The sequence below is a fragment of the Wocania arenilitoris genome (genome assembly GCF_021728535.1).
GTDB classification, from domain to species: domain Bacteria; phylum Bacteroidota; class Bacteroidia; order Flavobacteriales; family Flavobacteriaceae; genus Wocania_A; species Wocania_A arenilitoris.
In genome coordinates this window covers 109250-134109 of record NZ_JAKKDU010000009.1, presented here as the reverse complement: position 1 = coordinate 134109, position 24860 = coordinate 109250, and the positions used below count along the sequence as shown (strand labels likewise).

General features: G+C 30.9%; 25 protein-coding genes and 1 riboswitch. Of the genes, 12 read left to right on the top strand and 13 right to left on the bottom strand.

The genetic code is table 11. The features are described from left to right. Window positions 1–6: 6 nt before the first annotated feature. Window positions 7–303 (bottom strand): N-acetyltransferase, encoded by a 297-nt coding sequence (locus L3X37_RS09310; protein ID WP_237239905.1) that lies wholly within the window; start codon window positions 301–303, stop codon window positions 7–9. A gap of 117 nt (window positions 304–420) precedes the next feature. On the opposite strand from L3X37_RS09310, the gene L3X37_RS09305 reads away from it, so the two are divergent. Continuing rightward, entirely contained in the window at window positions 421–1092 is a 672-nt protein-coding gene (locus L3X37_RS09305; RefSeq protein ID WP_237239904.1) for an alpha/beta hydrolase, read from the top strand. 40 nt (window positions 1093–1132) lie between these two features. Next, the gene (locus tag L3X37_RS09300) at window positions 1133–2065 is read left to right on the top strand and encodes a lytic transglycosylase domain-containing protein (protein WP_237239903.1); all 933 of its coding nucleotides are present in this window, start codon (window positions 1133–1135) and stop codon (window positions 2063–2065) included. On the opposite strand, the gene L3X37_RS09295 is transcribed toward L3X37_RS09300, so the two are convergent. Continuing rightward, a complete protein-coding gene (locus L3X37_RS09295; protein WP_237239902.1) occupies window positions 2062–2637 on the bottom strand; it encodes a tetratricopeptide repeat protein in 576 nt (191 codons plus the stop codon). The two genes, L3X37_RS09300 and L3X37_RS09295, sit on opposite strands and share 4 nt — an antisense overlap. A 298-nt stretch (window positions 2638–2935) precedes the next feature. On the opposite strand from L3X37_RS09295, the gene rpmH reads away from it, so the two are divergent. Both rpmH and carB read left to right on the top strand, forming a co-directional pair. Then, a complete protein-coding gene (gene rpmH / locus L3X37_RS09290; protein ID WP_027878648.1) occupies window positions 2936–3097 on the top strand; it encodes a 50S ribosomal protein L34 in 162 nt (53 codons plus the stop codon). 113 nt (window positions 3098–3210) lie between these two features. Then, window positions 3211–6066 (top strand): carbamoyl-phosphate synthase large subunit, encoded by a 2856-nt coding sequence (gene carB, locus L3X37_RS09285; protein WP_237239901.1) that lies wholly within the window; start codon window positions 3211–3213, stop codon window positions 6064–6066. 10 nt (window positions 6067–6076) lie between these two features. Here carB and L3X37_RS09280 read toward each other — a convergent pair whose 3' ends face one another. The 4 genes from L3X37_RS09280 to L3X37_RS09265 form a co-directional block, all read right to left on the bottom strand. Next, entirely contained in the window at window positions 6077–6613 is a 537-nt protein-coding gene (locus tag L3X37_RS09280) for an acyl-CoA thioesterase (RefSeq protein WP_237239900.1), read from the bottom strand. 9 nt (window positions 6614–6622) lie between these two features. After that, the gene (locus L3X37_RS09275) at window positions 6623–7990 is read right to left on the bottom strand and encodes a DNA recombination protein RmuC (protein ID WP_237239899.1); all 1368 of its coding nucleotides are present in this window, start codon (window positions 7988–7990) and stop codon (window positions 6623–6625) included. Between the two features lie 95 nt (window positions 7991–8085). After that, window positions 8086–9816, bottom strand: a complete 1731-nt coding sequence (locus tag L3X37_RS09270; protein WP_237239898.1) for a tetratricopeptide repeat protein — start codon at window positions 9814–9816, stop codon at window positions 8086–8088. 211 nt (window positions 9817–10027) lie between these two features. Further along, window positions 10028–10522 (bottom strand): DUF6580 family putative transport protein, encoded by a 495-nt coding sequence (locus tag L3X37_RS09265; protein WP_237239897.1) that lies wholly within the window; start codon window positions 10520–10522, stop codon window positions 10028–10030. A 67-nt stretch (window positions 10523–10589) separates the two neighbouring features. Beyond that, a riboswitch (cobalamin riboswitch) is annotated at window positions 10590–10795 on the top strand. 66 nt (window positions 10796–10861) lie between these two features. On the opposite strand from L3X37_RS09265, the gene L3X37_RS09260 reads away from it, so the two are divergent. Then, the gene (locus tag L3X37_RS09260; protein WP_237239896.1) at window positions 10862–12730 is read left to right on the top strand and encodes a TonB-dependent receptor plug domain-containing protein; all 1869 of its coding nucleotides are present in this window, start codon (window positions 10862–10864) and stop codon (window positions 12728–12730) included. A 120-nt stretch (window positions 12731–12850) separates the two neighbouring features. Here L3X37_RS09260 and L3X37_RS09255 read toward each other — a convergent pair whose 3' ends face one another. From L3X37_RS09255 to L3X37_RS09245, 3 genes are all read right to left on the bottom strand, one after another. Then, on the bottom strand, window positions 12851–13564 hold the full coding sequence (locus tag L3X37_RS09255; protein WP_237239895.1) for a Dph6-related ATP pyrophosphatase: 714 nt from the start codon (window positions 13562–13564) through the stop codon (window positions 12851–12853). Further along, on the bottom strand, window positions 13557–15056 hold the full coding sequence (locus L3X37_RS09250) for a GFO_1087 family putative carboxy terminal peptidase (RefSeq protein ID WP_237239894.1): 1500 nt from the start codon (window positions 15054–15056) through the stop codon (window positions 13557–13559). The genes L3X37_RS09255 and L3X37_RS09250 overlap by 8 nt, the downstream gene beginning before the upstream one ends. 63 nt (window positions 15057–15119) lie before the next feature. Then, complete coding sequence (locus L3X37_RS09245; RefSeq protein ID WP_237239893.1) at window positions 15120–16625, bottom strand: GFO_1087 family putative carboxy terminal peptidase; 1506 nt, start codon at window positions 16623–16625, stop codon at window positions 15120–15122. A gap of 308 nt (window positions 16626–16933) precedes the next feature. Between L3X37_RS09245 and L3X37_RS09240 the strand changes: the two genes are divergently transcribed. The 4 genes from L3X37_RS09240 to L3X37_RS09225 all read left to right on the top strand — a co-directional run bounded on the left by L3X37_RS09240 (window position 16934) and on the right by L3X37_RS09225 (window position 19125). Beyond that, window positions 16934–17443, top strand: coding sequence for a GFO_1088 family ECF-type sigma factor (locus L3X37_RS09240; protein WP_237239892.1), 510 nt, complete (start codon window positions 16934–16936; stop codon window positions 17441–17443). Then, the gene (locus L3X37_RS09235; protein WP_237239891.1) at window positions 17430–17906 is read left to right on the top strand and encodes a PG0215 family putative anti-sigma factor; all 477 of its coding nucleotides are present in this window, start codon (window positions 17430–17432) and stop codon (window positions 17904–17906) included. Before L3X37_RS09240 ends, L3X37_RS09235 begins: the two co-directional genes overlap by 14 nt. Before the next feature lie 93 nt (window positions 17907–17999). Next, the gene (locus L3X37_RS09230; protein ID WP_237239890.1) at window positions 18000–18563 is read left to right on the top strand and encodes a GFO_1090 family protein; all 564 of its coding nucleotides are present in this window, start codon (window positions 18000–18002) and stop codon (window positions 18561–18563) included. Between the two features lie 19 nt (window positions 18564–18582). Continuing rightward, window positions 18583–19125, top strand: coding sequence for a GFO_1091 family lipoprotein (locus L3X37_RS09225; protein WP_237239889.1), 543 nt, complete (start codon window positions 18583–18585; stop codon window positions 19123–19125). 74 nt (window positions 19126–19199) lie between these two features. Here the strand turns inward: L3X37_RS09225 and L3X37_RS09220 are convergent, their stop codons facing one another. The 3 genes from L3X37_RS09220 to L3X37_RS09210 all read right to left on the bottom strand — a co-directional run bounded on the left by L3X37_RS09220 (window position 19200) and on the right by L3X37_RS09210 (window position 21379). Beyond that, window positions 19200–19376 (bottom strand): hypothetical protein, encoded by a 177-nt coding sequence (locus L3X37_RS09220; RefSeq protein WP_237239888.1) that lies wholly within the window; start codon window positions 19374–19376, stop codon window positions 19200–19202. Window position 19377: 1 nt separating this feature from the next. Beyond that, the gene (purB, locus tag L3X37_RS09215) at window positions 19378–20721 is read right to left on the bottom strand and encodes an adenylosuccinate lyase (protein WP_237239887.1); all 1344 of its coding nucleotides are present in this window, start codon (window positions 20719–20721) and stop codon (window positions 19378–19380) included. A 91-nt stretch (window positions 20722–20812) separates the two neighbouring features. Beyond that, a complete protein-coding gene (locus tag L3X37_RS09210) occupies window positions 20813–21379 on the bottom strand; it encodes a HEAT-like fold family protein (RefSeq protein ID WP_237239886.1) in 567 nt (188 codons plus the stop codon). 38 nt (window positions 21380–21417) lie between these two features. Here L3X37_RS09210 and L3X37_RS09205 point away from each other — a divergent pair, with 38 nt between their 5' ends. Continuing rightward, the gene (locus L3X37_RS09205; RefSeq protein WP_237239885.1) at window positions 21418–21891 is read left to right on the top strand and encodes a heme-binding domain-containing protein; all 474 of its coding nucleotides are present in this window, start codon (window positions 21418–21420) and stop codon (window positions 21889–21891) included. A 33-nt stretch (window positions 21892–21924) separates the two neighbouring features. Further along, window positions 21925–23166 carry a glycosyltransferase family 4 protein gene (locus tag L3X37_RS09200; RefSeq protein WP_237239884.1) on the top strand — a complete coding sequence of 414 codons (1242 nt, stop codon included), beginning with the start codon at window positions 21925–21927 and terminating at the stop codon, window positions 23164–23166. A gap of 127 nt (window positions 23167–23293) precedes the next feature. Here L3X37_RS09200 and L3X37_RS09195 read toward each other — a convergent pair whose 3' ends face one another. Next, window positions 23294–23974, bottom strand: a complete 681-nt coding sequence (locus tag L3X37_RS09195; RefSeq protein ID WP_237239883.1) for an SIR2 family NAD-dependent protein deacylase — start codon at window positions 23972–23974, stop codon at window positions 23294–23296. 44 nt (window positions 23975–24018) lie between these two features. Between L3X37_RS09195 and L3X37_RS09190 the strand changes: the two genes are divergently transcribed. Then, a complete protein-coding gene (locus L3X37_RS09190) occupies window positions 24019–24672 on the top strand; it encodes a TrmH family RNA methyltransferase (protein WP_237239882.1) in 654 nt (217 codons plus the stop codon). Window positions 24673–24860 lie beyond the last annotated feature (188 nt).

Below are 24860 nucleotides of genomic sequence, written 5' to 3'. Positions count from 1 at the left end.
TAACTTTTATATTCTAACTCCAACAGGAAGCATACGTTTATACTTTCTATTTCCTCTAACAAACTTAGCAATCTCAGGACTTGTTGGTACAACACTTAAATTACGTTCTTCAATTTGATCAAAAACAAGTGCTAAAAACTCTTTTTTAAAGTTTTCGTCTTTTATACCTTCAGGAATTATAAGCTTTGTTAAAAAAATCTTTCGCTCTTGTAAAGAGTATTCAATTTTTGCTAAATGGTTATCAATTTTTATTTCATATTGACGTAAAAAATCATTGTCAACTAATTCTGCACTTTCAACCATAATGAATTTTATTTTATTTCTTAGGAATACTTTAAAATAGCAAGCTCTATTTTATAACTTTGTGCAAAAGTACGAAAAAAAAACGTTACTATCAATAAAATTAAAGGTTAAAACCTTATGAGTCAAGAAGTAATACATGTGTATTTTATGCCAGGAATGGCTGCAAGTCCTAAAATTTTTGAGCATATTAAACTACCTATAAATCAGTTTAAAATTCATTATTTAGAGTGGATAATTCCGCTAGAAAAAGAAACCATAAGTAATTATGCTTTAAGGCTTTTAAAAATGATAAAGCATGATAATATTGTGTTACTTGGTGTATCGTTTGGAGGTGTATTAGTTCAAGAAATTAATAAGCATATTAAGGTTAGAAAACTCATTATTGTATCGAGCGTAAAATCGATGCAAGAACTACCCAAGCGCATGCTAATTGTTAAAGCCACAAAAGCTTATAAGTTAATACCAATACAGCTTGCCAGTAATATTGATACGCTTGCTAAATATGCTTTTGGAGGTCATGTTGTTAAGCGTTTAGAGCTGTATAAAAAATATTTATCAGTAAATGATAGTAAATATTTGAGTTGGGCAATTGAAAATATGGTATGTTGGAATCAAGTAAAATATAATCCAGAAATAATACACATTCATGGAGATAATGATGCTGTGTTTCCTATTAAAAATATCACGAATTGTATTACTTTAAAAGGCGGTACACATATCATGATTATCAATAAATATAGGTGGTTCAACGAAAATTTACCTAAAATTATTTTAAAAAACTTAAATTAGGACAAAGATTATTTTTAACTTTAACCAAAACTTTTTAAAAATGAAGATTATACAGAAAGCCTTAGCGTTTGTAGGATTATTAAGTTTATGCGGATTATTTATTTATGCCCTACAAGATGCACCTACAGATGAAAATTTTGAAACCAAATTAATTAACGATTATAACGTTTATGCACTACAAGTGCCAGATAATTTAAATTTTGCTGGTGAAGCCATGCCGCTTAACAATCCAGATATTTTAGAGCGTATGGATAGAGAGTTACTAGTTAATACCTACTGGCAATCTAACGGGTTGTTAATGTTTAAACGAGCCAAAAAGTATTTCCCTATAATAGAGCCTATTTTGAAAAAGCATGGTGTTCCAGACGATTTTAAATATTTAGCAGTTATTGAAAGTGGTTTAACCAATGCGGTTTCTCCAGCTGGTGCTAGAGGGGTTTGGCAAATAATGAAAGGCACAGGTAAAGAAAATGGTTTAGAAATAAACACCAATGTTGATGAGCGTTATAACTTAGAAAAGGCTACCGAAGTGGCATGTAAGTATCTTTTAAAATCTAAAAAATCTTTAGGCTCTTGGACTCTTGCAGCGGCGGCTTATAATGGTGGGACTTATGGAATGTCTAAACGATTAAAAGCTCAAAAAGTTGATAATTATTACGATTTATTGTTAGGTGAAGAAACGGGTCGCTATTTATTTAGAATTGTGGCTCTTAAAGAGATTTTATCGAATCCAGAGAAGTACGGATTTAATTTTAGAGATAAAGATTTATATGAAAATATTCCAACTTATAAAGTAGAAGTTGATACAGCAGTTACTAATTTCGCTAAGTTTGCTCAAGATTTTGGCATTAATTATAAAATATTAAAACTGCATAACCCATGGTTACGAGAACCACATCTTAACAATAAATCTAGGAAATTATATATGGTTGATATTCCTAAAGAAGGGTATTATAATGTTTCTATAGATTAGCCTCTGCGTTTTTGTGCTCTTAAAGATCCTCCAGTGCCATAATGTTGGTTTGGTCCTGCTGAGCGTTTCATGTTTTGCTTCATCATTTTAATCTGATCTGTAAGCATACCTTGCTTGTCTAGTTTTGTAGCTTCAGTCAATAATTTTTGAGCCTCTTGTTTTCTGCGTTTTGAAAAAGCAATACCAGCTAAATTAAGTTTTGCCATAGCTAAATCATGATCCATAGATAATCCCAACGAAATAGCTTTCTTAAAAAACTTTTCTGATTCATTTATATTGCTTTGAGAAACCATAATACCATGTAAATAATTGTAATACCCTTGTTGTTTTCTCACCAATGCAGACTCAGGGTTTTTAATTTTATTTAGCCATTTTTTAGCACCATTAAAATCTTGCTTACGTAATCTTAAAAAAGCCAATAAAATAAATTCGTTTTTAAAATATAGGAAAACAAAAATTAATGATAATAGTATAAACATAATACCATTACCAATATAACCTTCGGTAAATTGATAAACAGCATATGCAATAATACCTGCTGCAATAATTAGTTTTATAATTTTATTGTACATGATTTGTAAATTTGAGATAAAGTTAAATACTTGAATATTAAAAATGAATCTTTTTATTGACGTTTTTCAACTGCAAAGAAACTAAATTTTTATTAAAAATAAAGCATAGGTATTTAGCAAAAAGTATTGGTTACCCCAAATAAATTAAGGTGTAGAGCAACTTCAGTTCTTAAAAAAACAAATTAAAAATATTTTTTTAAAAATGGTTTGCAAAGTAATAAAGGCTTTGTATATTTGCCCTCGGTTTTGGAAACCCAAAAATTAAAAATTGCATTTCAGATTTTAAAGATATAAGATAATGAGTAAAAGAACATTTCAGCCTTCTAAAAGAAAGAGAAGAAACAAGCATGGTTTCAGAGAAAGAATGGCATCTGCTAATGGTAGAAAAGTATTAGCACGTAGAAGAGCTAAGGGAAGAAAAAAATTATCTGTGTCATCTGAAACTAGACATAAGAAATAATGATTAACAATTGTTGATAATTTAAAGGTGTTACTTAAGTGTAACGCCTTTTTTTATATCTACTGATTATTATTTTTGTAACGAATTAAAATACAACATATAACCAAAAGAAAATGCCAAAAAACGAAAAACTAAAGTCTATTTTAATTATTGGATCAGGACCTATAGTTATTGGTCAAGCGTGCGAGTTTGATTATTCTGGATCTCAATCTTTAAGATCACTCAAGGAAGATGGAATAGAAACGATTCTTATAAACTCTAATCCAGCAACTATTATGACTGATCCTTCTATGGCAGATCACGTTTACTTGTTGCCTTTAACAACAAAATCTATTATTAAGATTTTAAAAGAACACCCACATATTGATGCTGTTTTACCAACTATGGGCGGACAAACAGCATTAAACTTATGTATTGAAGCAGATGAAAAAGGCATTTGGGAAGATTTTGGAGTAGAGTTAATAGGTGTTGATATTAATGCTATAAATATAACTGAAGATAGAGAGCAGTTTAGAGAGTTAATGGGTAAAATAGGGGTTGACATGGCACCACAAGCTACAGCAACATCATTCTTAAAAGGAAAAGAAATTGCTCAAGAGTTTGGTTTTCCTTTATGTATTCGTTCGTCATTTACTTTAGGTGGAGCAGGAGCGGCAATTGTTTATGAAGAGGAAGATTTTGATAAATTATTACGTCGCGGATTAGAAGTTTCTCCAATTCACGAAGTCATGATTGATAAAGCTATGATGGGTTGGAAAGAATACGAATTAGAATTGCTTCGAGATAGAAATGATAACGTTGTAATTATCTGTTCTATTGAAAACATGGATCCTATGGGAATTCATACAGGAGATTCTATTACAGTAGCTCCAGCAATGACATTAAGCGATAGAACCTACCAGAAAATGCGTGATATGGCCATTAAAATGATGCGCAGTATTGGTGATTTTGAAGGTGGTTGTAATGTGCAATTTGCTGTAAGTCCAGATGAGAAAGAAGATATTATTGCTATCGAAATTAACCCACGAGTATCTCGATCTTCTGCATTAGCAAGTAAAGCAACAGGTTATCCAATTGCTAAAATCGCAACAAAACTGGCTATTGGTTATACTTTAGATGAGTTAGACAATCAGATAACAAAATCTACTTCAGCGTTATTTGAGCCAACTTTAGATTACGTTATTGTTAAAATACCACGTTGGAACTTCGATAAATTTGAAGGTTCAGACAGAACTCTAGGTTTGCAAATGAAAGCTGTAGGAGAAGTTATGGGAATTGGGCGTTCATTTCAAGAGGCACTACACAAAGCAACTCAATCTTTAGAAATAAAAAGAAATGGGCTTGGAGCAGACGGAAAAGGATATAATGATTACAATCAAATTATAGAAAAACTTACTAATGCATCTTGGGATCGTGTATTTGCGATTTATGATGCTATTGAAATGGGAATTCCTCTGAGTCAGATATACGATATCACTAAAATTGATATGTGGTATTTAAAACAATACGAAGAACTATTCCAATTGCAGAAAGAAATTTCTAATTATACAATAGATACCTTAGATAAAGATTTACTGCTTGAGGCTAAACAAAAAGGTTATGGTGATCGTCAGATTGCTCATATGCTAGGTTGTTTAGAGAGTCAGGTTTACAATAAGCGAGAAGAAATGAATATTCAGCGTGTGTATAAACTAGTAGATACATGTGCTGCTGAATTTACTGCAAAAACACCTTATTATTATTCTACGTTCGAGAATGTTGTAGAGACAGCTTCTGGAGAGCAATATGTTCATAACGAAAGTATAGTTTCAGATAAAAAGAAAATTGTAGTATTAGGTTCTGGTCCAAATAGAATAGGTCAAGGTATTGAGTTTGATTACTGCTGTGTTCATGGTGTTTTAGCAGCAGCTGAATGTGGTTACGAAACTATTATGATTAATTGTAACCCAGAAACGGTTTCAACCGATTTTGATACGGCTGATAAATTATATTTCGAACCTGTTTTTTGGGAACATATTTACGATATTATTCGACATGAAAAACCAGAAGGTGTTATTGTACAATTAGGAGGGCAAACGGCTTTAAAATTAGCAGAGAAGTTAACCAAATACGGAATTAAAATTATTGGAACTAGTTTTGAATCTCTTGATTTAGCTGAAGACAGAGGAAGTTTTTCAAAACTTTTAAAAGAAAATAACATACCTTATCCAGAATTTGGAGTTGCAGAAAATGCTGATGAAGCTTTGGCTTTAGCCGATGAATTAGATTTTCCAATTTTAGTAAGACCGTCTTACGTTTTAGGAGGTCAAGGGATGAAAATTGTAATAAACAAAGAAGAATTAGTTGAACATGTTGTTGATTTATTGCGTAAAATTCCAAATAATAAACTCTTATTAGACCATTATTTAGATGGTGCTATTGAAGCAGAAGCCGATGCTATTTGTGATGCCGATGGAAATGTTTATATCATAGGCATTATGGAGCATATCGAGCCATGTGGTGTGCATTCGGGAGATTCAAATGCTACATTGCCTGCTTTTAATTTAGGCGATTTAGTAATGCAACAAATAATAGATCATACGCATACTATCGCTAGGGCATTAAATACTGTTGGATTAATTAACATTCAGTTTGCTATTAAGAATGATGTGGTTTATATTATTGAAGCAAACCCTAGAGCTTCTAGAACGGTACCTTTTATTGCAAAAGCCTATAAGGAGCCTTATGTTAATTATGCAACAAAAGTTATGCTTGGAGAGAAAAAGGTAACAGATTTTAATTTCAATCCTCAGTTAGATGGTTATGCTATTAAGCAACCTGTTTTCTCTTTTAATAAATTCCCAAATGTTGATAAGAGACTAGGGCCAGAAATGAAAAGTACAGGAGAAAGTATCTTGTTTATTGATAGCTTAAAAGATGATGAATTTTACGACTTATACTCAAGAAGGAAGATGTATTTGAGTAAATAATAAAATTTTTTTATAACTCTATTTTAGCATTCTGAGTTTTAATTATTTCTAAATGCTCATCAATTATAAACTCTGAAGATTTAAATTTGTTAGAACGTTTTTTTGCTTGCTGTTGTCTAGCTATGCTCCTTGCAAATCGGCGTACACTTTGTTCTGAATCTAAAATTAAGCCAGGGACTTTTACATTTTTTCCATTGTTATCTTTGGCAACCATCGTAAAATAGGACGAATTACAATGTTTAATTTCTCCAGTTTGAATATTTTCTGATTCAACACGTAATCCTATTACCATCGAAGTTTTTCCAGTATAATTAACTGAGGCTTTTAATGTAACCAACTCTCCAACATCAATTGAGTTTAAAAAATCAACACGATTAACAGATGCTGTTACACAATAGTTATTAGAGTGTTTTGACGCACAAGCAAAAGCAATTTGATCCATTAAATTTAAAATATGCCCTCCATGAATTTTACCACTAAAATTAGAGTGAGAAGGCAACATGAGCTCAGAAATTGTAATTTGAGAATCTTTTATTTTTTTAAACATAATTTAATTTTATTCGTCTTCTTCTGCACGTTTTATAATAGCTTCTGGGAGTGAATTATCATCATCAATACTTGCTTTATCCTTCCATTTTTGACTAATCTTTTCTTTAGGACTAATTCCTAATTTCTCCAACTTGTCAATATCTTTGATTAAGTTTTGATTTCCGGTAAGTTTTTTCATTGCATTTTGATAAGCAGTGCTAGTTGAATTAATCCTATTTCCCACAGTTTCTAAATCATCTAAAAGGTTTTTAAATTTCCCATATAAGGAAGTCGCATGCTTTGCTATGTCTTTAGCATTCTCTTGTTGTTTTTCGTTACTCCAAATGGTGTCAATAGTTCTTAGAGTTGACAATAAAGTTGTAGGACTAACAAGCAATATGTTTTTACTAAATGCTGTATGAAAGAAATTCTTATCTTCATTTTGGGCTAAATATAAAGCAGGTTCGATAGGAATAAACATTAATACAAAATCTGGAGATTCTATTTTATATAAATCTTCATATTTTTTTGCACTTAAGTCATTGATATGGCTTTTAATGGAATTTATATGTTGTGTTAGAAACTTCTTTTTTAATTCTTTGTCTTCAGAATTTGCATATTGTTCATATGCAACTAATGATACTTTAGAATCGATTATCATTTTTTTACCTTGAGGTAAATTTATTATAACATCTGGTAGGACTCTTTTACCCTGATCATTAATCAAGCTGTGTTGAACAAAGTATTCTCTATCTTTTTCTAAACCAGACTTTTCTAAAACACGTTCTAAAACTAACTCGCCCCAATTTCCTTGAGTTTTATTGTCACCTTTTAAAGCTTTAGTCAAATTTGTAGCCTCTTTTGTCATTTGGAGGTTTAAATCCTTTAAACTTCCGAGTTGAGTTTTTAATGATTCATGTAAACCAAAGTTCTTCATATTTGAATCTTCAACCTTCTTTTCAAAAACTTGAATTTTTTCTTTTAAAGGATTCAATATGTTTTCTATGTTTTCCTTACTTTCTTTTTTAAAAGTATTAGATTTTTCTTCAAAAATCTCGTTGGCTAGAAGCTTAAAATCCTTTCGCAATTGCTCTTGTCGTTCTTCTAATTCGGCATCACGTTTTATATTTTGCTGGTGCAGATTTTCGTATTCCGTATTTTTTTTTGCTAACTCAGCATTTAAAAAGTCTTTTTCTTTACGTATGTCTTCGCGTTCATTTTCAATTTTAACCAAATTCTGTTTTAATTCTTCAATTGTTAACTGCATTTGATTTTGGCGTTCTTTAAGTGTACTTTGTTCGCTTTTACTTTTAAGTTTTGTAAAAAGAAGGCCTAAATAACCACCAATGCCAGCAGAAATTAATATGGCTAGAATTAAAATAAAGTTATCGTTCATTTAGATAATTGGATTTTTATCAAATATAAAAGATTTCCTCCTAATGATTGAATAGATTATCAGGAAGATTTTTTAATAAGTAAATGAGAAGTGAATTATAAAACAGAGTTGTTTATATCAATGTCGGCATCTTTCCAAGCCATATCAAACTCCTGTTTTATTTTAGCTGCTTCATCAAGTCTATTTTGAGCTTTTAAAGCATTATAAAGCCCAATTAAAGACCATCCGTTTTGCCTAAGTACTTTTAAATCTTCTCTGTAAACATTTTCAGCACTTTCATACTTATTAGCTTTCATTAAAAGAGCTCCCAGGTTTTGCCTTGGCGGGATATGCCACGCAGAAGGTTCGTTGTATGTTAAGTCATCTTCAATTTTAACGGCTTTTTTAAGATGATTAATTGCTGAGTTAAGATCGCCTTTTGCGGCAGCTATTTCACCAGAAACTATTTCGTAAGCTAATTCTGCAATCGTTGTCCCAGAGTCAAATCCAGTTGCCATAATAGTTTCCATATCGGTGTCTTTAACGTAACTTTTGATAGCTTCTAATTCTTCGTCAGCTTCTTTTAGATTATTTTTTTTGATAAAAGCAATGCCTCTGGAATAATGCCAAATGAGTTTTAAATGCTTTATACTATCATTTGGTTTAGGGTATGTTAAAATATCATTCCATTTTCCGAAACGCGTATAAGCTAAAAGTGGCGTTGCTGCAAAATTTTGTAAAAAATGAAGTTCTTCCATTTCACCAACAGGAACTTTTTCAGCAGTTTTTTTTGCTGCATCAATAGCTATATCACTAGCACCAAGTAAGCTTGAAGCAGACCATAAGAAATGAATGTTATGTGGATAATAACCTAATGGATACATACCTTGTGCATAGCACTGTGAAATATAATCTTCATCGGCTAAAATGGCTTTTTGGTTTGCTGTTACGGCATCTTTATATCTGCCAACTCTAATATAGATATGAGATGGCATGTGTACTAAATGACCAGCAGCAGGCATTAACTCACCAAGTTTATCTGCCGAAGGGACTCCTAAATCTGGTTTAGGAAGTTCTACCATATGAATGTAGTAATGATGTGCTCCCGGATTATTAGGATCTATTTTCATAGCTTTTTCAAGTGCTGCTTTGGCTTCCTTAATATTTGGTTCTGGATTTCCATCTTCATCCCAGTAATTCCATGGTGTCGTATTCATAACTGAAGCCGCATAAAGCGTTTGAATATTAGCATCATCTGGAAATTTTTTTACTACTTTTTCCATACTATGCATATAATCTAAATTTAGTGTGTCAGTCCCTTTTGATAGATTGGTTGAATATCTGTAAGTCAGTGCATTTATTAATGCTTGCTCTTTTAGTGTAGCCTTAGAAATATGTTTTTTTGCCTTGGCAATAGCTTCATTGTATTTCTCTTTTCTTTGATCGTCAGGTAATGGGTCATTTATATTTGGGCCAAGAGCGTATGCTTGACCCCAATAAGCCATAGCAGCATTTGGGTCTAATCTTGAAGCTTCTAAAAAAGAACGATGTGCTTCAGCATGATTAAATGCATAAGTTAATCGTAACCCTTGATTAAAAAATTGTTGTGCTTTTTCATTATCTGTACTAATTTTATAAGTTAAACTGCCTAAGTTTTCAAAAAGAGGAGATATTTGCTTTGTTGTATCAATGTCTTCAAGCAAAAAGGTTGCTGGTGTACACATAATTTTACTAACAACTAATTTAGGAGGCTTTTCTAATTTTTTATTATTAGAATTAGTGAATACAAAAAATGCTAAAATGGCTATAATAACTACAGAAAGGGCAATACTTAATTTCGTTTTCATGATTAAAATATTGTTGGTTATAGATAACTTTTTTAAGATTAAGCCTATTAAATGGTAAAGAAAATCAAAAAAAGACTTGAGGATAGGGGTAAAAAACTGATTTTTAGCTACGTAAATATAGCTCTTTTTGCTAAGATATTATGCAAAACACATCATTAAACAGGTATGCTTTAAGAATTAAATTTTGATAAAGGCCTTGAACTAAAGAGATTTAAGCAACTTTTAAATACTTTTTAGAAACAAATTCAAACCCAAAATATAAAACTCCAGCAAAAAAGAAATCGCCAATTAAAGAGTTTCTAAAAAATGGTATAGCTAAAGTGTAGCATTCCGCTAAACCCGTTAAAGTTTTAGGGTATCCTAATAGCCAAACACCAAAATTAGTTATTATAAAAAAGCTAATGCTACTTAATAATATGTTTTTTATTGACATTTTTTTAGACTTAAAACCAATGTAGCTTACTAAAACAAAGGCGGCGTATACAAATAATGTAATACCAGAAAAACCAAGAAATAAATCAGATAAAAACATAGCTAACAATGGTAAAATATAGGCATATGCTTTATTTGTAAAATAGGCCCCAGAAAACAAAGCCATTGCAGTAATTGGAGTTACGTTTGGTAAATGTGGAAATAAACGAAACAAAGCAGCAGCTATTATAAATGAAAGAAGTATTAATTGTTTTTTATTAAAAATAGAACGCATAACAACAGGTTTAATTTAATTCAAAAATAATACTAATTGTGTTAACAATAAAATAAAAATGATGATTACATTTACACCGAAATTTGGTTTTGCTAACATTTGTTAGCAGATTAAAAGGGAATCTGGTGCAATTTTATAATTAATTCCAGAACTGTTCCCGCAACTGTAAGCTATTAAGCTTCATGTTAAACTTCAATGTCACTGAAGAGTAATCTTTGGGAAGACCAACATGAAGACGCAAGTCAGGAGACCTGCCATTTTCAAACAAATAAGTTAAACTTTCGGGATAAAAGTTTGCGTATGATAATCCATGCGATTCTCGAGTAATTATTCATTAAAATGAAAAAAACAAATGTTTTAGGTATCCTATGTTTAGGATACTCGTTGGTTGGTTTTGCCCAAAAGCAGGCAGATTCAACAAAAGTAGAACAACTCAAAGAGGTTGTTGTTTCTGATTCTCGTTTTAAGTTAAAACGTGAAAACTCCGGTAAAACGGTGATTAAAATTTCTCAAAAGGAGATTGAGAGAAACCAAGGCAGAACCATTTCAGAACTAATTAATACTAAAAGTGGTATTGAAATTAATGGAAGTAGAAGTGTTGAAGGCCAAAATTTAGGGTACTTTGTGAGAGGCGGAAACAACCGACAGGTATTAGTACTTATTGATGGTATTCAAGTAAATGATCCATCCATAGTGGCAAACGATTTCGATTTAAGATTATTAGATTTAAATACTGTTGAATCTATTGAAATTATTAAAGGCGCAGCAAGTACACTTTATGGTAATGCAGCAGCAACAGCAGTAATTAATATTACTACTAAGAAATCATCTAAAGACGATATTTCAGCAAGTTTTTTAAGTGTTGTTGGAACAAATCAAACTCAAGATGATTTGAATTATAATGGTTCAAGTTTTACAAATAATGTGTCTGTTAACGGAACAGCAAATAAGTTTACTTATTTAGCAAGTTTTGGTAATAGATATGTTGATGGTATCTCAGCAGCCAAATCTGATAATCCAGAGAAAGATCCTTTTTCAAGATTCAATACAAATTTAAAAGTTGGATATGAAATTAGCGATGCGATTAGTATAACTGCTTTTGGTAGTTATGATAAATTTAAAACAGATATTGATGGTTTTCCACCACCAACATTTGCGTTTGCAGACACTAATGATGAGTATATTTCTGAACAATCTCGTTTTGCAATAGCGCCAAAGTTTAACTATACCAATGGTAGTGTTCAAATAAATGCTGCTTTTACTAAAATTGACAGAGAAACTATTTCTGCTTTTGGGTCTACTAACGAAGCAGAAAGTTTTGTGGTTGATGCTTTTAATAAATATACATTTAATGAGTCTTTTTATACCATAATTGGTTTAAATTATTCAGATTACAACAGTGTATTTGCTGCCGAGGAAAGTTTTACAAATACCGATCCGTATTTAAACGTAGTTTATATATCAGATTTTGGATTAAACATTAATGCAGGTACAAGATTGAATAATCATAGCGAGCATGGTTCGCATTTGGTGTATAGTTTAAATCCATCATACAGTATTCCTGTTAATAATGGATATGCTAAAGTATTTGGTTCTTATGCTACATCGTTTATTGCACCAAATTTATCACAGTTGTTTGGTTTTTTTGGACCAAACCCTAATTTAAAACCTGAAGAAAATGTAACTATTGAAGGTGGATTAGAATTTTCTAACAATAGTGGATTTAGATTAAATGGTGTTTATTTTAATAGAAATGAAGAACATACTATTATTTATACAACAAATTATGAAAATGCTACTACCGATGCCACAGTACATGGTTTTGAGGTTGAAGCAGAATTAAATACGATAAAAGATTTAACTATTAGAGCAAACTATACCTTTACAGAATTAAAAGATGGTGTTCGATTAAGGATACCAAAACATAAAGCAAATGCAAGTTTGGGTTATGATTTTTGTAAAAACACATTTGTATCAATAAACTATCAATTTGTTGGAAGCAGAACAGATACTAACTTTTCTACGTTTGCTAATGAAGAATTAGCGTCTTTTTCGTTGATTGATTTATATTTTAGCCATAAGATTATTAAAAATAAAGTGAAGCTTTTTGCGAGTGTTACTAACTTATTTAATGAAGATTATTTTGAAATTTTAGGTTACACAACAAAAGGTAGAAATGTAAATCTAGGATTAAATATTAATTTATAAATTTTATCAGCGTCAACTTGAATTTATTTTCAGATTCTCATTATGTTGAGATTCTGAAACAAGTTCAGAATGACGAAAAATAATAAAAGCCTTTCTCTGTTTATAATTGAGAGGCTTTTTTTATGGAATCAAATCACAATACCAAACACCATATTTATCAGAAGAACGAATAGAATTATCTGTTTTAGGTGTATCGTATTCACGATAAACTTTTTCTCCAATTGTAAATTGTATGGGTTTATTAAAAATAGGTCCATCAAAGCAAAAAGTATGGAATTCACCATTTTCTCCACAAGGGTCAACACCATTGGGTAAATTATCTATAAAATTTTTATCGATAATAGTTCCCACAAAATCCTTATCGAAATATTTAGAATTGGCACAAACAATTATGGTTTTAAACCCCAAATCTAAAAACTCGTTTAGAAGTTCTTTAGTATTGCGTTTCCAAATGGGAAAAACAGCTTTAAAACCCTGTTTGTTAAGTTGTTTTTCTCTATAGATTCTTAAATCTTCAAGAAAAATATCACCAAAAGCTGTATGTGTAAAACCATCTTTTTTTAATCTAGAAACGGTTTCTAACATTTTTTGCTCATATATTTCCATATTTGGCATCTCTGGAAGCTCAATTAAGCTAGCAGGAATATTTAATGCATTAGTTTGAGTAATTAATAATTCTTGTCGTAAACCATGCATAGAAACACGATTATAGTGTTTATTGACCGTAGTAATTAATTCGTCAACGGTAAAACGCTCATCTTCCAATAAATGATAAAGTGCTAAAGCAGAATCTTTACCCGAGCTCCAATTAAAATAAGTTTTGTGTTTATTCAAATAACACTCTTTTTATTAAATCATTAGGAATATCTTTATCTATATACATGTCATTAGCAAAAGGGAGTAAATCTTTACTATTGCCAGAAATTTCTATGCGGTTTTCAGTTTTATCACTTTTATTAATTGGGAATTTTCCTGAGCCATCAATAATACTAATTGCTCTAGCAAGTAAAGGTTCGTTTTCGTCACCTAAAACACCTAAGTTTTTAATGCTTTCAAAAAGAATATTATTTTGTTGTGGAAACAATCCGTCAAAGTAATCTGTTTTTCCATTAACGTTTAAAGATTTAAAAATGAGAGGTTGCATAGCATAGGTATGACTTGGGTTTGCGCCAGAACGACTAAAATTTGGAGAATCGTATAGTGTTCTTGAAGCTTGATACTTGCCTCTTGTGTTTGTGCCAATTTGAACTACATTTATATATGGTTCTAAACTATTAATTATCAATTCGCTTGCCGATGCACTTGATCGTGTTGTAAGTATAAATACTCTTGTTAAGTTTAAGCTATTTAAAGTAACTCCGTTATTATTGTTTACAAATCTGTTTATTAATAATTCAGGATTTTCATCTTCAAAAGCTTGTTGAAATTCTGAGTTCCATTCTTCTGTACTAAAAACATCGCCCGTAAATTGTCCTGTAATCATGCTGGCAAGTAAAATAGCGGTATTTACAGAACCACCTGGATTATAGCGCAAATCAAGTACCAATTCTGTTGCATTAGCGCTTTTAAATGTGCCGAATGCATCATTTAATTCTGCATTAAATTGATCAGTTCCAGTAAAACCATTATACATTAAATAAGCAACTTTTGTACCAGCAGCATCTAAAACTTTGTTTATCAAAATTGGGTTTTCGGTGTATTGTGCTTTAGATAATGAAATGGACTTAGAAGTATTGTCTACAGAGTCGTCTGTAGTTTCTGGTGTGCCATTATCGTTGTAACTTCCTAAATTAATAGTATAATTATCTGCACTTGTAAGTGTCCTCCAATTCTCTGATGTAAGTTGTGTGCCATTTATACCATAAAAAATATCACCTCGTTTTACGTCTTGGTTAGTAGCACTTGTGTTAGGTAGGATATATCGCACATATCCATATCTATTTGTATCTGTTGGAGAAAAACCAAATATGCCAAATTCCATACCGTTGCTGGTTATTATTCCGCTAAAAAATTGTTCAAGAGCAATATAGTCGTTTACAATCCAACTAAACTCATCAACAGTTTTCGGTTCATATATTAAACTTTCAAACAAATCTTCTGGTTTAGAAAATGAATTTAGATAACTCGCATATTCACCATCTGATGAAAACCTATCGTTAGCAAGGTCTGGTACTTCATCCTTATATAAGTAAAAAGTATTCATCCCTTTCCAAACAAAATCATTTATTTGGCTAGCTGAAACTTGGTTATCATCATTATCTTCAAAGCAGCTTGTAAATAAAGAAGAAACTATAAATAGTACAATTAGGGCTTTTAAATATCGCATAGCATTATTTTAAAAAATAGTATATAAAACCTTTACATTGCTTAAAGTGATTAAAAAAAGAGGTTATTTCTCTAATTTAAATTTGGTATACATCCCTTTACCTGTAGGAGTAAAATCTTTTGAATCAGCAAAATCTTCAAAATTTAAAGAAAGCATTATAGATGTCTTAGATTTTTTAGAGATTTTTGCTGTTTCACTTTTTATAAGCGATAGCGCTTTTTCTAAAAAGGGTTCATTTTCATCACCTAAAACACCTAAGTTAATAATATTTTCACCATTAGCAATACCTGATGATGTATTATAAGTAATAATGTGATCTGGTGTTAGACCATTAAAATAGTCGGTTACCCCATTTTTATTGGCAGATTTTAAAACTAGTGGTTGAATAGCGAATTTATGATTGGTGTTTATATTATCCTTACTATAATTAGGAGAATCATAAAGTGTTACAGAAGCCGTATACTTGCCTGTTGTGTTTGTGCCTATTTGCACAACATCAATATATGGGTCTAAACAGTTAATAACAAGTTCGCTTGCAGAAGCTGTGCCATTAGTAGTTAATACATAAACCTTGCTTAAATTAATGCTTGTAATAGGCGAATTATCTAATTGTTTATCTGTAAAACGATTAATTAAATATTCTGGGTTGTTTGTTTCAAAATAGTTTTGGTATTTCGAATTCCAGACTTCGGTAGAAAATACTTCATCTGTAAATTGTCCTGTAATCATACTAGATAATATAATTGCAGAACTCACTCTTCCACCTGGATTATACCTTAAATCTAGTACTAATTCAGTAATGCCATCAGTTTTAAATTGTGTAAATACATCGTTTAAAGCACTATCAAAATCAGCAATAAAGCTATTATACATCAAATAGCCCACTTTTATACCATTAGCATCTATAACTTTATTAATTAAAATAGGATTTTCGGTAAAATCAGATTTGGTTAATTCTACATTTTTTCCGTTTAAAGAAATAGAGTTATTATTAATATCAGCCATTCCTAAAGTATAAGTGTCATTTTCACCAAATAGTAAGTTTTGATAGTTGTTAATAGTTAATTGTGTGTTATTAACGGACATGAAAAAATCCCCTCTTTTTATATCTTTAGTAGAAGCATTAGATTGATTAGCAACATAGCGTACGTAACCAAAAATATCATCTGAATTGCCAATTCTGCCTAAGCTAAAGTCTAACCCGTTAGACTTTGTTGTTCCTTGAAACGAATTTTCTAAAGCTACATAATCATCAACCAAAAAGCTAAACCGATCGACTATGTCTTTTTGATATAAAAGGTTGTCAAATAAGGTTTCTGGTTTATCAAAAGAATTTAAAAAAGTAAAGTATTCATCTTGATTATCAAATCGGGTATCAGATAAATTTGGTATTTTGCTTTGCCAAAGATAAATTTCATTCATTCCGTTCCAAATAAAATCATTAACTTCATTATTAAGTGTAATAGGTTTATCAGCTTCAACTTCTGGAGTCTTATCTTTGCTGCAACTTAATATGGAGATACTTAATAGAAATATGATAAAAAAATGATTAACAGAGAAAGATTTCATAATGGCTTTTTTTTCAAATTTAATTATATTATTGCTTAATAAAAAAAATAATTAAAATTGTTATTCTACAGACCTTATTAAAGCTTTTGTATTTAGTTTATTATTATTGGGTTTGCCACAGGCTAATTAAAAACTATATACAGCTTTGCTAAAGGAAGCGAGTATAAAATTAGTCCTCTTACTAATTAATTATTTTGAAGAGTTTAGCTCTAAATATTCATTTTTTATCACTGGTGTAACAAAATAGAAAGTTGTTCGTCGTAATATCAAACAGCCCAAATAAGGTTGTTTAGCTAAACCAAACCAAAATGACTCAAACAGAGTTTTTAAAAATTGTAATGCCTTTTAAGGATAAAGTATTTCGATTAGCGAAACGACTACTTATATCTACTGAAGAAGCTGAAGATGCAACTCAGGAAGTTCTGTTGAAATTATGGAATAATAAAACCAAAATTGCTGAGTATAAAAATGTGGAAGCTTTTTCGATGACGATGACGAAAAATTTTTGTTTTGATAAGTTAAAATCTAAACAAGCACAAAATTTAAAAATTGTACACAGTAATTATGAAGCAAAAGAAACAGGATTACAAAAACAAGTTGAATTAAACGATAGTGTTAATTGGGTAGCCAAAATTATTGAAGAATTACCAGAACAACAACGCATGATAATTCAATTACGAGATATTGAAGAATACGATTACGATGAGATTTCAAAAATGCTAAACATGAATAATACGGCAGTACGAGTAAACTTATCGAGAGCAAGAAAAACAATACGAGAAAAATTAACTAATACACATAATTATGGTATTAAATAATATAGAAAAATTACTAGAAAAGTACGAAAACGGTGAGACATCATTAAAAGAAGAGCAAGTGTTGAAAAACTATTTTTCCAGCGACACTGTGGCACCTCATTTAGAAACGTATAAACCTATGTTTGACTATTTTTTGGTAAATCAACAAGAACAATTTACTAAAGACGTTCCACTAAAAACTAAACGTACATTTAATTACAAGTGGATTTCTGTAGCTGCAGTAACTGTTCTTATGTTGGGGGTTTATTTTGGTAAATCGTTTACTAATACAAATGATTTAGGAACTTATGAAGACCCACAATTAGCTCTTAACGAAGTAACAAAATCTTTAGAAATGATTTCTAAAAGCTTTAATAAGGGAACATCAACGGTAGGATATTTAAATGAAGTGAATAAAGGCACTTCAACACTCGGGTATCTTAACGAAATTGAGAATGCAACACGTATAATTTTTAAAAACTAACATGTGCTGAAATCTTGCACTGAGCTTGTCGAAGTGTGTTTCAGTATCAATTAAAAAACAATGAAGAATTTAAACTTTTTAAAAACAAAAACAATGAAAAATAAAATAATAGTATTTGTATTGGCAATTATGTTATTGCCTATAACAGGAATGGCACAAAGCAATATTTTTGATAAATATAGCGACAATAACGATGTAACATATGTAAACATTAAGCCAAAAATGTTTCAAATGATAGTAAAAATGGGTATTAATGTTGATGACCCTGAAGCTAGATCCTATATGGATATGGTAAAAAGTATTACCAGTTTTAAAACGATAGTAACCGATAATAAAGCGATATCTACAGATATTTCAAAATGGGTAAAATCACGTTCTGGAGGGTTAGAAGAATTAATGGAAGTTAAAGACGATGGAACAGAGGTTAAGTTTTACGTAAAAGAGGGTAAAGATGCCGATCACGTAAAAGAGCTGTTAATTTTTGTAAATGGTGTAGATAAAGCGATGAAAGGAAAAGGCGTTGAAATTAACGGTGAAAATCGTAAAATTGAAACCGTTGTAGTATCGTTAACAGGAGATATTAATTTGAATGAAATATCTAAACTTACCGATAAAATGAATATCCCTGGAGGAAAACATTTAGATAAAAAGAATTAATTAGGTACAACAATCAATCATGAAACGAACAGTAAAACATATCATATTTGTATGCCTTTTAGCAGTGGTTTTTGTAAGCTGCAACGATGGTAAAAGTTTACAAACATACTTTGTAGATAATCAAGAATCATCAAATTTTATTACGCAAGATATACCAATATCAATGGTTAAAATAGATGATTCTAAATTTACCGAAGAGCAAAAAGAAGCCTACGAATCTGTAAAAAGATTAAACTTTTTAGGCTATAAAGCTGATGAAACAGAAACCGAAGTTTATAAAGCAGAATTAGCAAAAGTAAAGACCATATTAAGCGACAAAAAGTATAATGATCTTATGGAATTTAGTGATAAAGGAAATAAAATTACTGTAAAATATGTTGGTACTGATGATGAAGCTGATGAGGTTATTATTTTTGGTAGTGCTAAAGAATTAGGTTTTGGTATTGTTCGGGTATTAGGTGATGATATGAATCCTGATAAAATGGTGACTTTAGTTACTGCTATGCAAAATGCAAATGTTGATGAAAATCAAGTTCAAGATATTATGAATTTCTTTAAGTAAATTTATAGTAATGTTAATAAGCAAAAAGGGTTGTTGAATTTATTCAACAACCCTTTTTAATTTTATAAAGTAAGTTACTTTCTTTTTTTTGAAGCTCTGTTAACGTAAAAAATATTAATAACAACCGCTAAAAAAACAATGGTAAGTATAGTTAAAACGATAAAATTGTCTAGAATATCTAAAACACCAGTTACAAAAATACCACCAACCATTAAACCACTTAATATTAATGTTTGTTTGTCGTTTAGCATATTAAATTCCAGTATAATTACTAGGAGTAATACGTTTTAATTCCTCTTTTATTGTGTTTGAAACGTCTAATGTGCCAATAAAATTTGAAATAGAATCTTGATTTATTGCTTCGTTAGTTCTAGTTAAACCTTTTAACGCTTCATAAGGATTAGGATAGCCTTCACGACGTAAAATGGTTTGAATAGCCTCAGCAACTACCGCCCAATTATTTTCTAAATCTTCAGCAAATTTGCTTTCATTTAAAAGTAATTTATTCAATCCTTTTAAGATAGATTTAAAACCAATTAAAGTATGTCCAAATGGCACGCCAACATTACGTAAAACTGTGCTATCAGTTAAATCGCGCTGTAATCTAGAAATTGGTAGTTTAGCTGAAAGATGCTCAAAAATAGCATTAGCTATACCTAAGTTACCTTCAGAATTTTCAAAATCAATAGGGTTAACTTTATGTGGCATAGCGCTACTTCCAACTTCTCCTTTTTTAATTTTTTGCTTAAAATAATCCATAGAAACATAAGTCCAAATGTCTCTGTCTAAATCAATTAAAATTGTATTGATGCGTTTTAAAGTATCAAACAAAGCAGCCATATGGTCGTAATGCTCAATTTGTGTTGTAGGGAATGAGTGTTGTAACCCTAATTTTTCTTGTACAAACTTGCTGCCAAAAGCTTTCCAGTCAATATTTGGATAAGCCACATGATGCGCATTAAAATTACCTGTTGCGCCACCAAATTTAGCAGCACTTGGTACATCATTCAATAAATTAAATTGTTCTTTTAAGCGTACTACAAAAACTTCAATTTCTTTACCCAAACGTGTTGGTGATGCTGGCTGACCATGTGTTCTAGCAAGCATTGAAATGTCAGACCAGTCCTTAGACAAACCTTTTAATTTATCTAAAACTGTTAAATATTCTGGTACATAAACATCATTCATGGCTTCTTTAATACTTAAAGGCACTGCGGTGTTGTTTATGTCTTGAGAAGTCAATCCAAAATGGATAAATTCTTTATATTGAGATAAACCTAAAGCATCAAATTTTTCTTTTATAAAATATTCAACGGCTTTAACATCGTGGTTTGTTACATTTTCAATATCTTTAATAGCCTGCGCATCATCAGCAGAAAAATCTTTATAAATAGCTCTTAAGTCTTCAAAAATAGTATTATCAACACTTTGGAGTTGAGGTAGCGGAATTTCGCAAAGCGCAATAAAATATTCAATTTCAACTAAAACACGGTATTTTATTAAGGCTTCTTCAGAAAAATAAGGTGCTAATTCGTTTACTTTATTTCTATATCTTCCATCAATTGGAGAGATGGCGTTTAATGATGATAATGACATGCTTTTGTGTTGTTTTTAAGAAGTTGCAAAGATAGTTTTTTTAGACCGAAGTAGGAAGATTGAATACGGAAGTTTTTTGTAGTTTTAATAATTATTCTTTCTTAATTTTCTTTAAGATGTGTCTTGCCCGTGCTTTAAATCCAGAACTTTGCATCTGAAAATCACGTTCTAAAATAAGCGCCAATTCTGGATGTACCCAATCATAGTCTTTACCCAATAAAAAAAGGGTGTTCATAGAGTAAGCTTTAGGCGCAATTTTTTCATTATTAATCATGTAATCAAAACAGACTTCAATAATACGTTCTTTATGTGTTTTAGTTAAGGTGTTTTTAATTTTATTATTGGTTTTAGAGGTGTATGCTTTTGCTAAAAATTCACAAATTTTTGCCACAGGGCGAACGGCAGAATCTAAATGTACTTTATACATGTTTTCTGTAAACATATCTAGATACGGAATTATAGTTTCTATATCGGCATTGCACATAAATTCGAAAACCCAAGCTGCTCGCGGCGCAATTTTATCATCTACCCTAAAAAGAATGTCTAATAAACTAGGAAGTAAATCCGGATTGTCTTGCATTAAATTAGCATAATACAAGCGTTTTTCGCGCGAATGATTTACGTAATTTAATTCTTTATAAAGTTGCGCGGTAGTCAAAAGGTTTTCTTATTTTTAAACTTCTAAAATTACTTAAAATGCGAATAATAAAAAAGATTCTTTGGTTGATACTTATTGTATTTTTAATTGCTCAATTTTTTGGTCCTGATAAAAATGAAGGCGATTTAGCATCAATTGATGCCTTTTTAGAAGAAACCAATCCGCCTGAAGACGTAAAACTTATTTTAAAAGAAACTTGTTATGATTGCCATAGCGATGTTACGCGATACCCTTGGTATAATAAAATAACACCTGTAAACTATTGGCTAGCCAACCATGTTAAACACGGAAAAAAACATTTTAACGTATCGAAGTGGATAGGGAATTCTACTAAAAGAAAAGATCATAAATTTGAAGAACTTATTGAAATGGTTGAAGCAAAAGAGATGCCATTAAATTCTTATACTTGGACGCATACAGAAGCTAAACTTTCTGATAAACAAATTAAAGCTTTGGTAGATTGGGCAAAACAAGTGCGCTTTAAATATAGCTTGGAGCCGAAACCAGAATAGTTTTCTAATAATCCAGATATCTAAAAAATCTAAATGCGTCGTAAGCATCTATTAATTATTGGTTTTGTTTGTCCAGAGCCCAAAAGTTCTGCCGCTGGTAGCAGAATGATGCAGTTAATTGATGTGTTTCAATATGCAAATTATCAAATCACATTTGCAAGTGCTTGTGCTAAAAGTGATAATGCTTTCGATTTAAAAACTATTGGAATTGAGCAAGTAAACATAAAATTAAATCATTCAAGTTTTGATGTTTTTGTAAAAGAGTTAAATCCAAATATTGTACTGTTTGATCGTTTTATGACCGAAGAACAATTTGGTTGGCGTGTTGCAGAACAATGCCCAAATGCGTTAAGAATTCTTGATACTGAAGATTTACATGGTTTACGAAAAGGCAGACAACAAGCATTTAAAGACAGTAAACCTTTTGATAAAGCCTATTTGTTTAACGACACTGCAAAGCGAGAAATAGCCAGTATTTATAGAAGTGATTTAAGTTTAATTATTTCGGAATTTGAAATGGAACTTCTTAAAAACGAGTTTAAAGTAGATGAGTCGTTGTTGGTTTATTTGCCATTTATGTTAGATGAAATCTCAAAAGAAACCATTGAAAAACTTCCAAAGTTTAATGATAGACAACATTTTGTAACTATTGGTAATTTTTTGCATGAGCCCAATTATAACGCCGTTTTGTATTTAAAAGAAACCATTTGGCCATTAATAAAAAAGCAACTGCCTAAGGCAGATTTAAATATATATGGCGCGTATGCTTCACAAAAAGTAAATCAATTACATAACGATAAAGACGGTTTTATAATAAAAGGGTTTGTTGACAATGTAAACGAAGTGATGCAGCAATCAAAAATATGTTTAGCACCTATTAGGTTTGGGGCTGGTTTAAAAGGAAAATTGGTTGATGCGATGCAAAATGGTACGCCATGTATTATGTCTACTATTGCTGCAGAAGGCATGTTTGGAGATATTAAAAGTAACGGTTTTATTGAAGACAACCCACAAGATTTTGCAAATAAAGCTGTAGGGTTATATAGCGATGAAATGCTTTGGAAAGAAATGCAGCAAAATGGATTTGAAATTATTAATTTTCGATTTAATAAAATCGAACATCATAAAAAGTTTTTGAATATTATTTTGGAAACGGCTAAACGACTACACGAAAAACGGCTCAACAATTTCACAGGGCAAATGTTACAGCATCATACTTTACAAAGTACTAGATTTATGAGTAAATGGATTGAGGAGAAGCATAAAAGTTTATAAACTTTTAAACTTGACTTTATAAGAAAAAATCATTTTAGTTTTTACCTCGAATATAAAACACATGTAATGAGTGTAGTAGAAGTAAAACAACACATGTCCGCAAACCATTAAGCGAACCTCCAAAAAATCAACTATTCAACAATCTAACAACTTTCTTCATCCCATCCGTAGCCCTTTCACCAATAACAGTTAAATTTTCTTTACTTTCAATATTTGGCTTTGGGTCTATAAAATAAGTGGGTGTGTTTTCTGGTACATAATGCATTAAGCTAGCCGCAGGATATACCTGCATGCTTGTACCAATAATAATTAAAATATCAGCGGTTTCACATATACTTATGGCTTTTGGTATCATGGGTACATCTTCTCCAAACCAAACAATATGTGGTCGTAATTGATATCCTTTTTTGCATGTATCGCCTAAAATTAAATCGGTTTTCCAATGTTGTACATCATTTTCATCATAGGTGCTTCTTACTTTTAATAATTCACCATGTAAATGTATCACATTGGTACTTCCGGCGCGCTCGTGTAAATCATCAACATTTTGGGTAATTATAGTAACTTTAAAATTGCTTTCTAATGCTGCTAAATTGTAATGTGCAGTATTGGGTTCAACTTCAAATAATTGTTTTCGTCGTTGGTTGTAAAAATCCAACACCAATTCTGGGTTTGCTGCAAAACCTTCAGGAGTTGCTACTTCCATAACATCGTGCCCTTCCCATAAACCATTAGCATCTCTAAAGGTTTTAATACCGCTTTCGGCACTCATGCCAGCACCCGTAAGTACAACAATGTGTTTTTTCATGTTATAAATATACTAACTATAATGACATTCCGTATTTTTGAAATATGATTGATTTAAAACTTCTCGAACATTTAGAAGGTTATTTAACCGAATCACGTAAGGCGCGTTTTGATGCTGTTTTATCGCAACGTACAAAACACTTTACAGTGGCTACCGAAGACGTGTATCAGTTGCATAATACAAGTGCTGTAATACGTAGTTGTGATGTGTTTGGTATACAGGAAGTTAATATTGTTGAAGAACAAAATACAAAGCGTATTGACAAAGAAATTGCCATGGGATCGCAAAAATGGGTAGATGTAAACAGGTTTCATTCGGTAAAAGATTGTTTGAGTGATTTAAAGCAAAAAGGTTATCAAATAGTAGCCACAACGCCACATAAAAATGATACATTACTTGATGATTTTGATGTCACTAAAAAAGCTTGTTTTTTTTTTGGAAGAGAAACCAAGGGTTTATCTGAAGAAGTTATTGATAATGCTGATAGTTTTTTAAAAATACCTATGGTTGGTTTTACCGAGAGTTTAAATATTTCGGTCTCTGCCGCTATTATTTTACAACATGTTACTAATAAGCTAAAGCAAACCGATATTAACTGGCAATTAACTGAAGAAGAAATACTTGAAAAACGTTTGGACTGGTGTAAAAAAACGATTAAAAGTTACAATGAAATTGTGGAGCGTTTTTATAATCTATAAAAAAATGTAATTTTAAGATGATTCTAAAATAGAAATTATGAAAAGAAATATGGTTGGTTGGTTTTAAACTCCTGTAAGAAATAGGGTAGAGTCAAAGTGTTTTACGAAACTGTTTTTAATGTCGAAATATCTGTTCAAGATTTTAGAGGTATTTTAATTGGTTGCTTTTATAGATACAGAAGGTAACC

What these genes read in the sequence shown, in the direction of transcription:
- L3X37_RS09275 (WP_237239899.1), bottom strand. Translation starts at nt 7,990, where the DNA reads ATGAACGATAACTTTATTTTAATTCTAGCCATATTAATTTCTGCTGGC.
- rpmH (WP_027878648.1), top strand. Translation starts at nt 2,936, where the DNA reads ATGAGTAAAAGAACATTTCAGCCTTCTAAAAGAAAGAGAAGAAACAAG.
- L3X37_RS09310 (WP_237239905.1), bottom strand. Translation starts at nt 303, where the DNA reads ATGGTTGAAAGTGCAGAATTAGTTGACAATGATTTTTTACGTCAATAT.
- L3X37_RS09205 (WP_237239885.1), top strand. Translation starts at nt 21,418, where the DNA reads ATGCGAATAATAAAAAAGATTCTTTGGTTGATACTTATTGTATTTTTA.
- L3X37_RS09245 (WP_237239893.1), bottom strand. Translation starts at nt 16,625, where the DNA reads ATGAAATCTTTCTCTGTTAATCATTTTTTTATCATATTTCTATTAAGT.
- L3X37_RS09240 (WP_237239892.1), top strand. Translation starts at nt 16,934, where the DNA reads ATGACTCAAACAGAGTTTTTAAAAATTGTAATGCCTTTTAAGGATAAA.
- L3X37_RS09270 (WP_237239898.1), bottom strand. Translation starts at nt 9,816, where the DNA reads ATGAAAACGAAATTAAGTATTGCCCTTTCTGTAGTTATTATAGCCATT.
- L3X37_RS09295 (WP_237239902.1), bottom strand. Translation starts at nt 2,637, where the DNA reads ATGTACAATAAAATTATAAAACTAATTATTGCAGCAGGTATTATTGCA.
- L3X37_RS09195 (WP_237239883.1), bottom strand. Translation starts at nt 23,974, where the DNA reads ATGAAAAAACACATTGTTGTACTTACGGGTGCTGGCATGAGTGCCGAA.
- carB (WP_237239901.1), top strand. Translation starts at nt 3,211, where the DNA reads ATGCCAAAAAACGAAAAACTAAAGTCTATTTTAATTATTGGATCAGGA.
- L3X37_RS09200 (WP_237239884.1), top strand. Translation starts at nt 21,925, where the DNA reads ATGCGTCGTAAGCATCTATTAATTATTGGTTTTGTTTGTCCAGAGCCC.
- L3X37_RS09220 (WP_237239888.1), bottom strand. Translation starts at nt 19,376, where the DNA reads ATGCTAAACGACAAACAAACATTAATATTAAGTGGTTTAATGGTTGGT.
- L3X37_RS09265 (WP_237239897.1), bottom strand. Translation starts at nt 10,522, where the DNA reads ATGCGTTCTATTTTTAATAAAAAACAATTAATACTTCTTTCATTTATA.
- L3X37_RS09225 (WP_237239889.1), top strand. Translation starts at nt 18,583, where the DNA reads ATGAAACGAACAGTAAAACATATCATATTTGTATGCCTTTTAGCAGTG.
- L3X37_RS09280 (WP_237239900.1), bottom strand. Translation starts at nt 6,613, where the DNA reads ATGTTTAAAAAAATAAAAGATTCTCAAATTACAATTTCTGAGCTCATG.
- L3X37_RS09230 (WP_237239890.1), top strand. Translation starts at nt 18,000, where the DNA reads ATGAAAAATAAAATAATAGTATTTGTATTGGCAATTATGTTATTGCCT.
- L3X37_RS09300 (WP_237239903.1), top strand. Translation starts at nt 1,133, where the DNA reads ATGAAGATTATACAGAAAGCCTTAGCGTTTGTAGGATTATTAAGTTTA.
- L3X37_RS09190 (WP_237239882.1), top strand. Translation starts at nt 24,019, where the DNA reads ATGATTGATTTAAAACTTCTCGAACATTTAGAAGGTTATTTAACCGAA.
- purB (WP_237239887.1), bottom strand. Translation starts at nt 20,721, where the DNA reads ATGTCATTATCATCATTAAACGCCATCTCTCCAATTGATGGAAGATAT.
- L3X37_RS09305 (WP_237239904.1), top strand. Translation starts at nt 421, where the DNA reads ATGAGTCAAGAAGTAATACATGTGTATTTTATGCCAGGAATGGCTGCA.
- L3X37_RS09250 (WP_237239894.1), bottom strand. Translation starts at nt 15,056, where the DNA reads ATGCGATATTTAAAAGCCCTAATTGTACTATTTATAGTTTCTTCTTTA.
- L3X37_RS09235 (WP_237239891.1), top strand. Translation starts at nt 17,430, where the DNA reads ATGGTATTAAATAATATAGAAAAATTACTAGAAAAGTACGAAAACGGT.
- L3X37_RS09260 (WP_237239896.1), top strand. Translation starts at nt 10,862, where the DNA reads ATGAAAAAAACAAATGTTTTAGGTATCCTATGTTTAGGATACTCGTTG.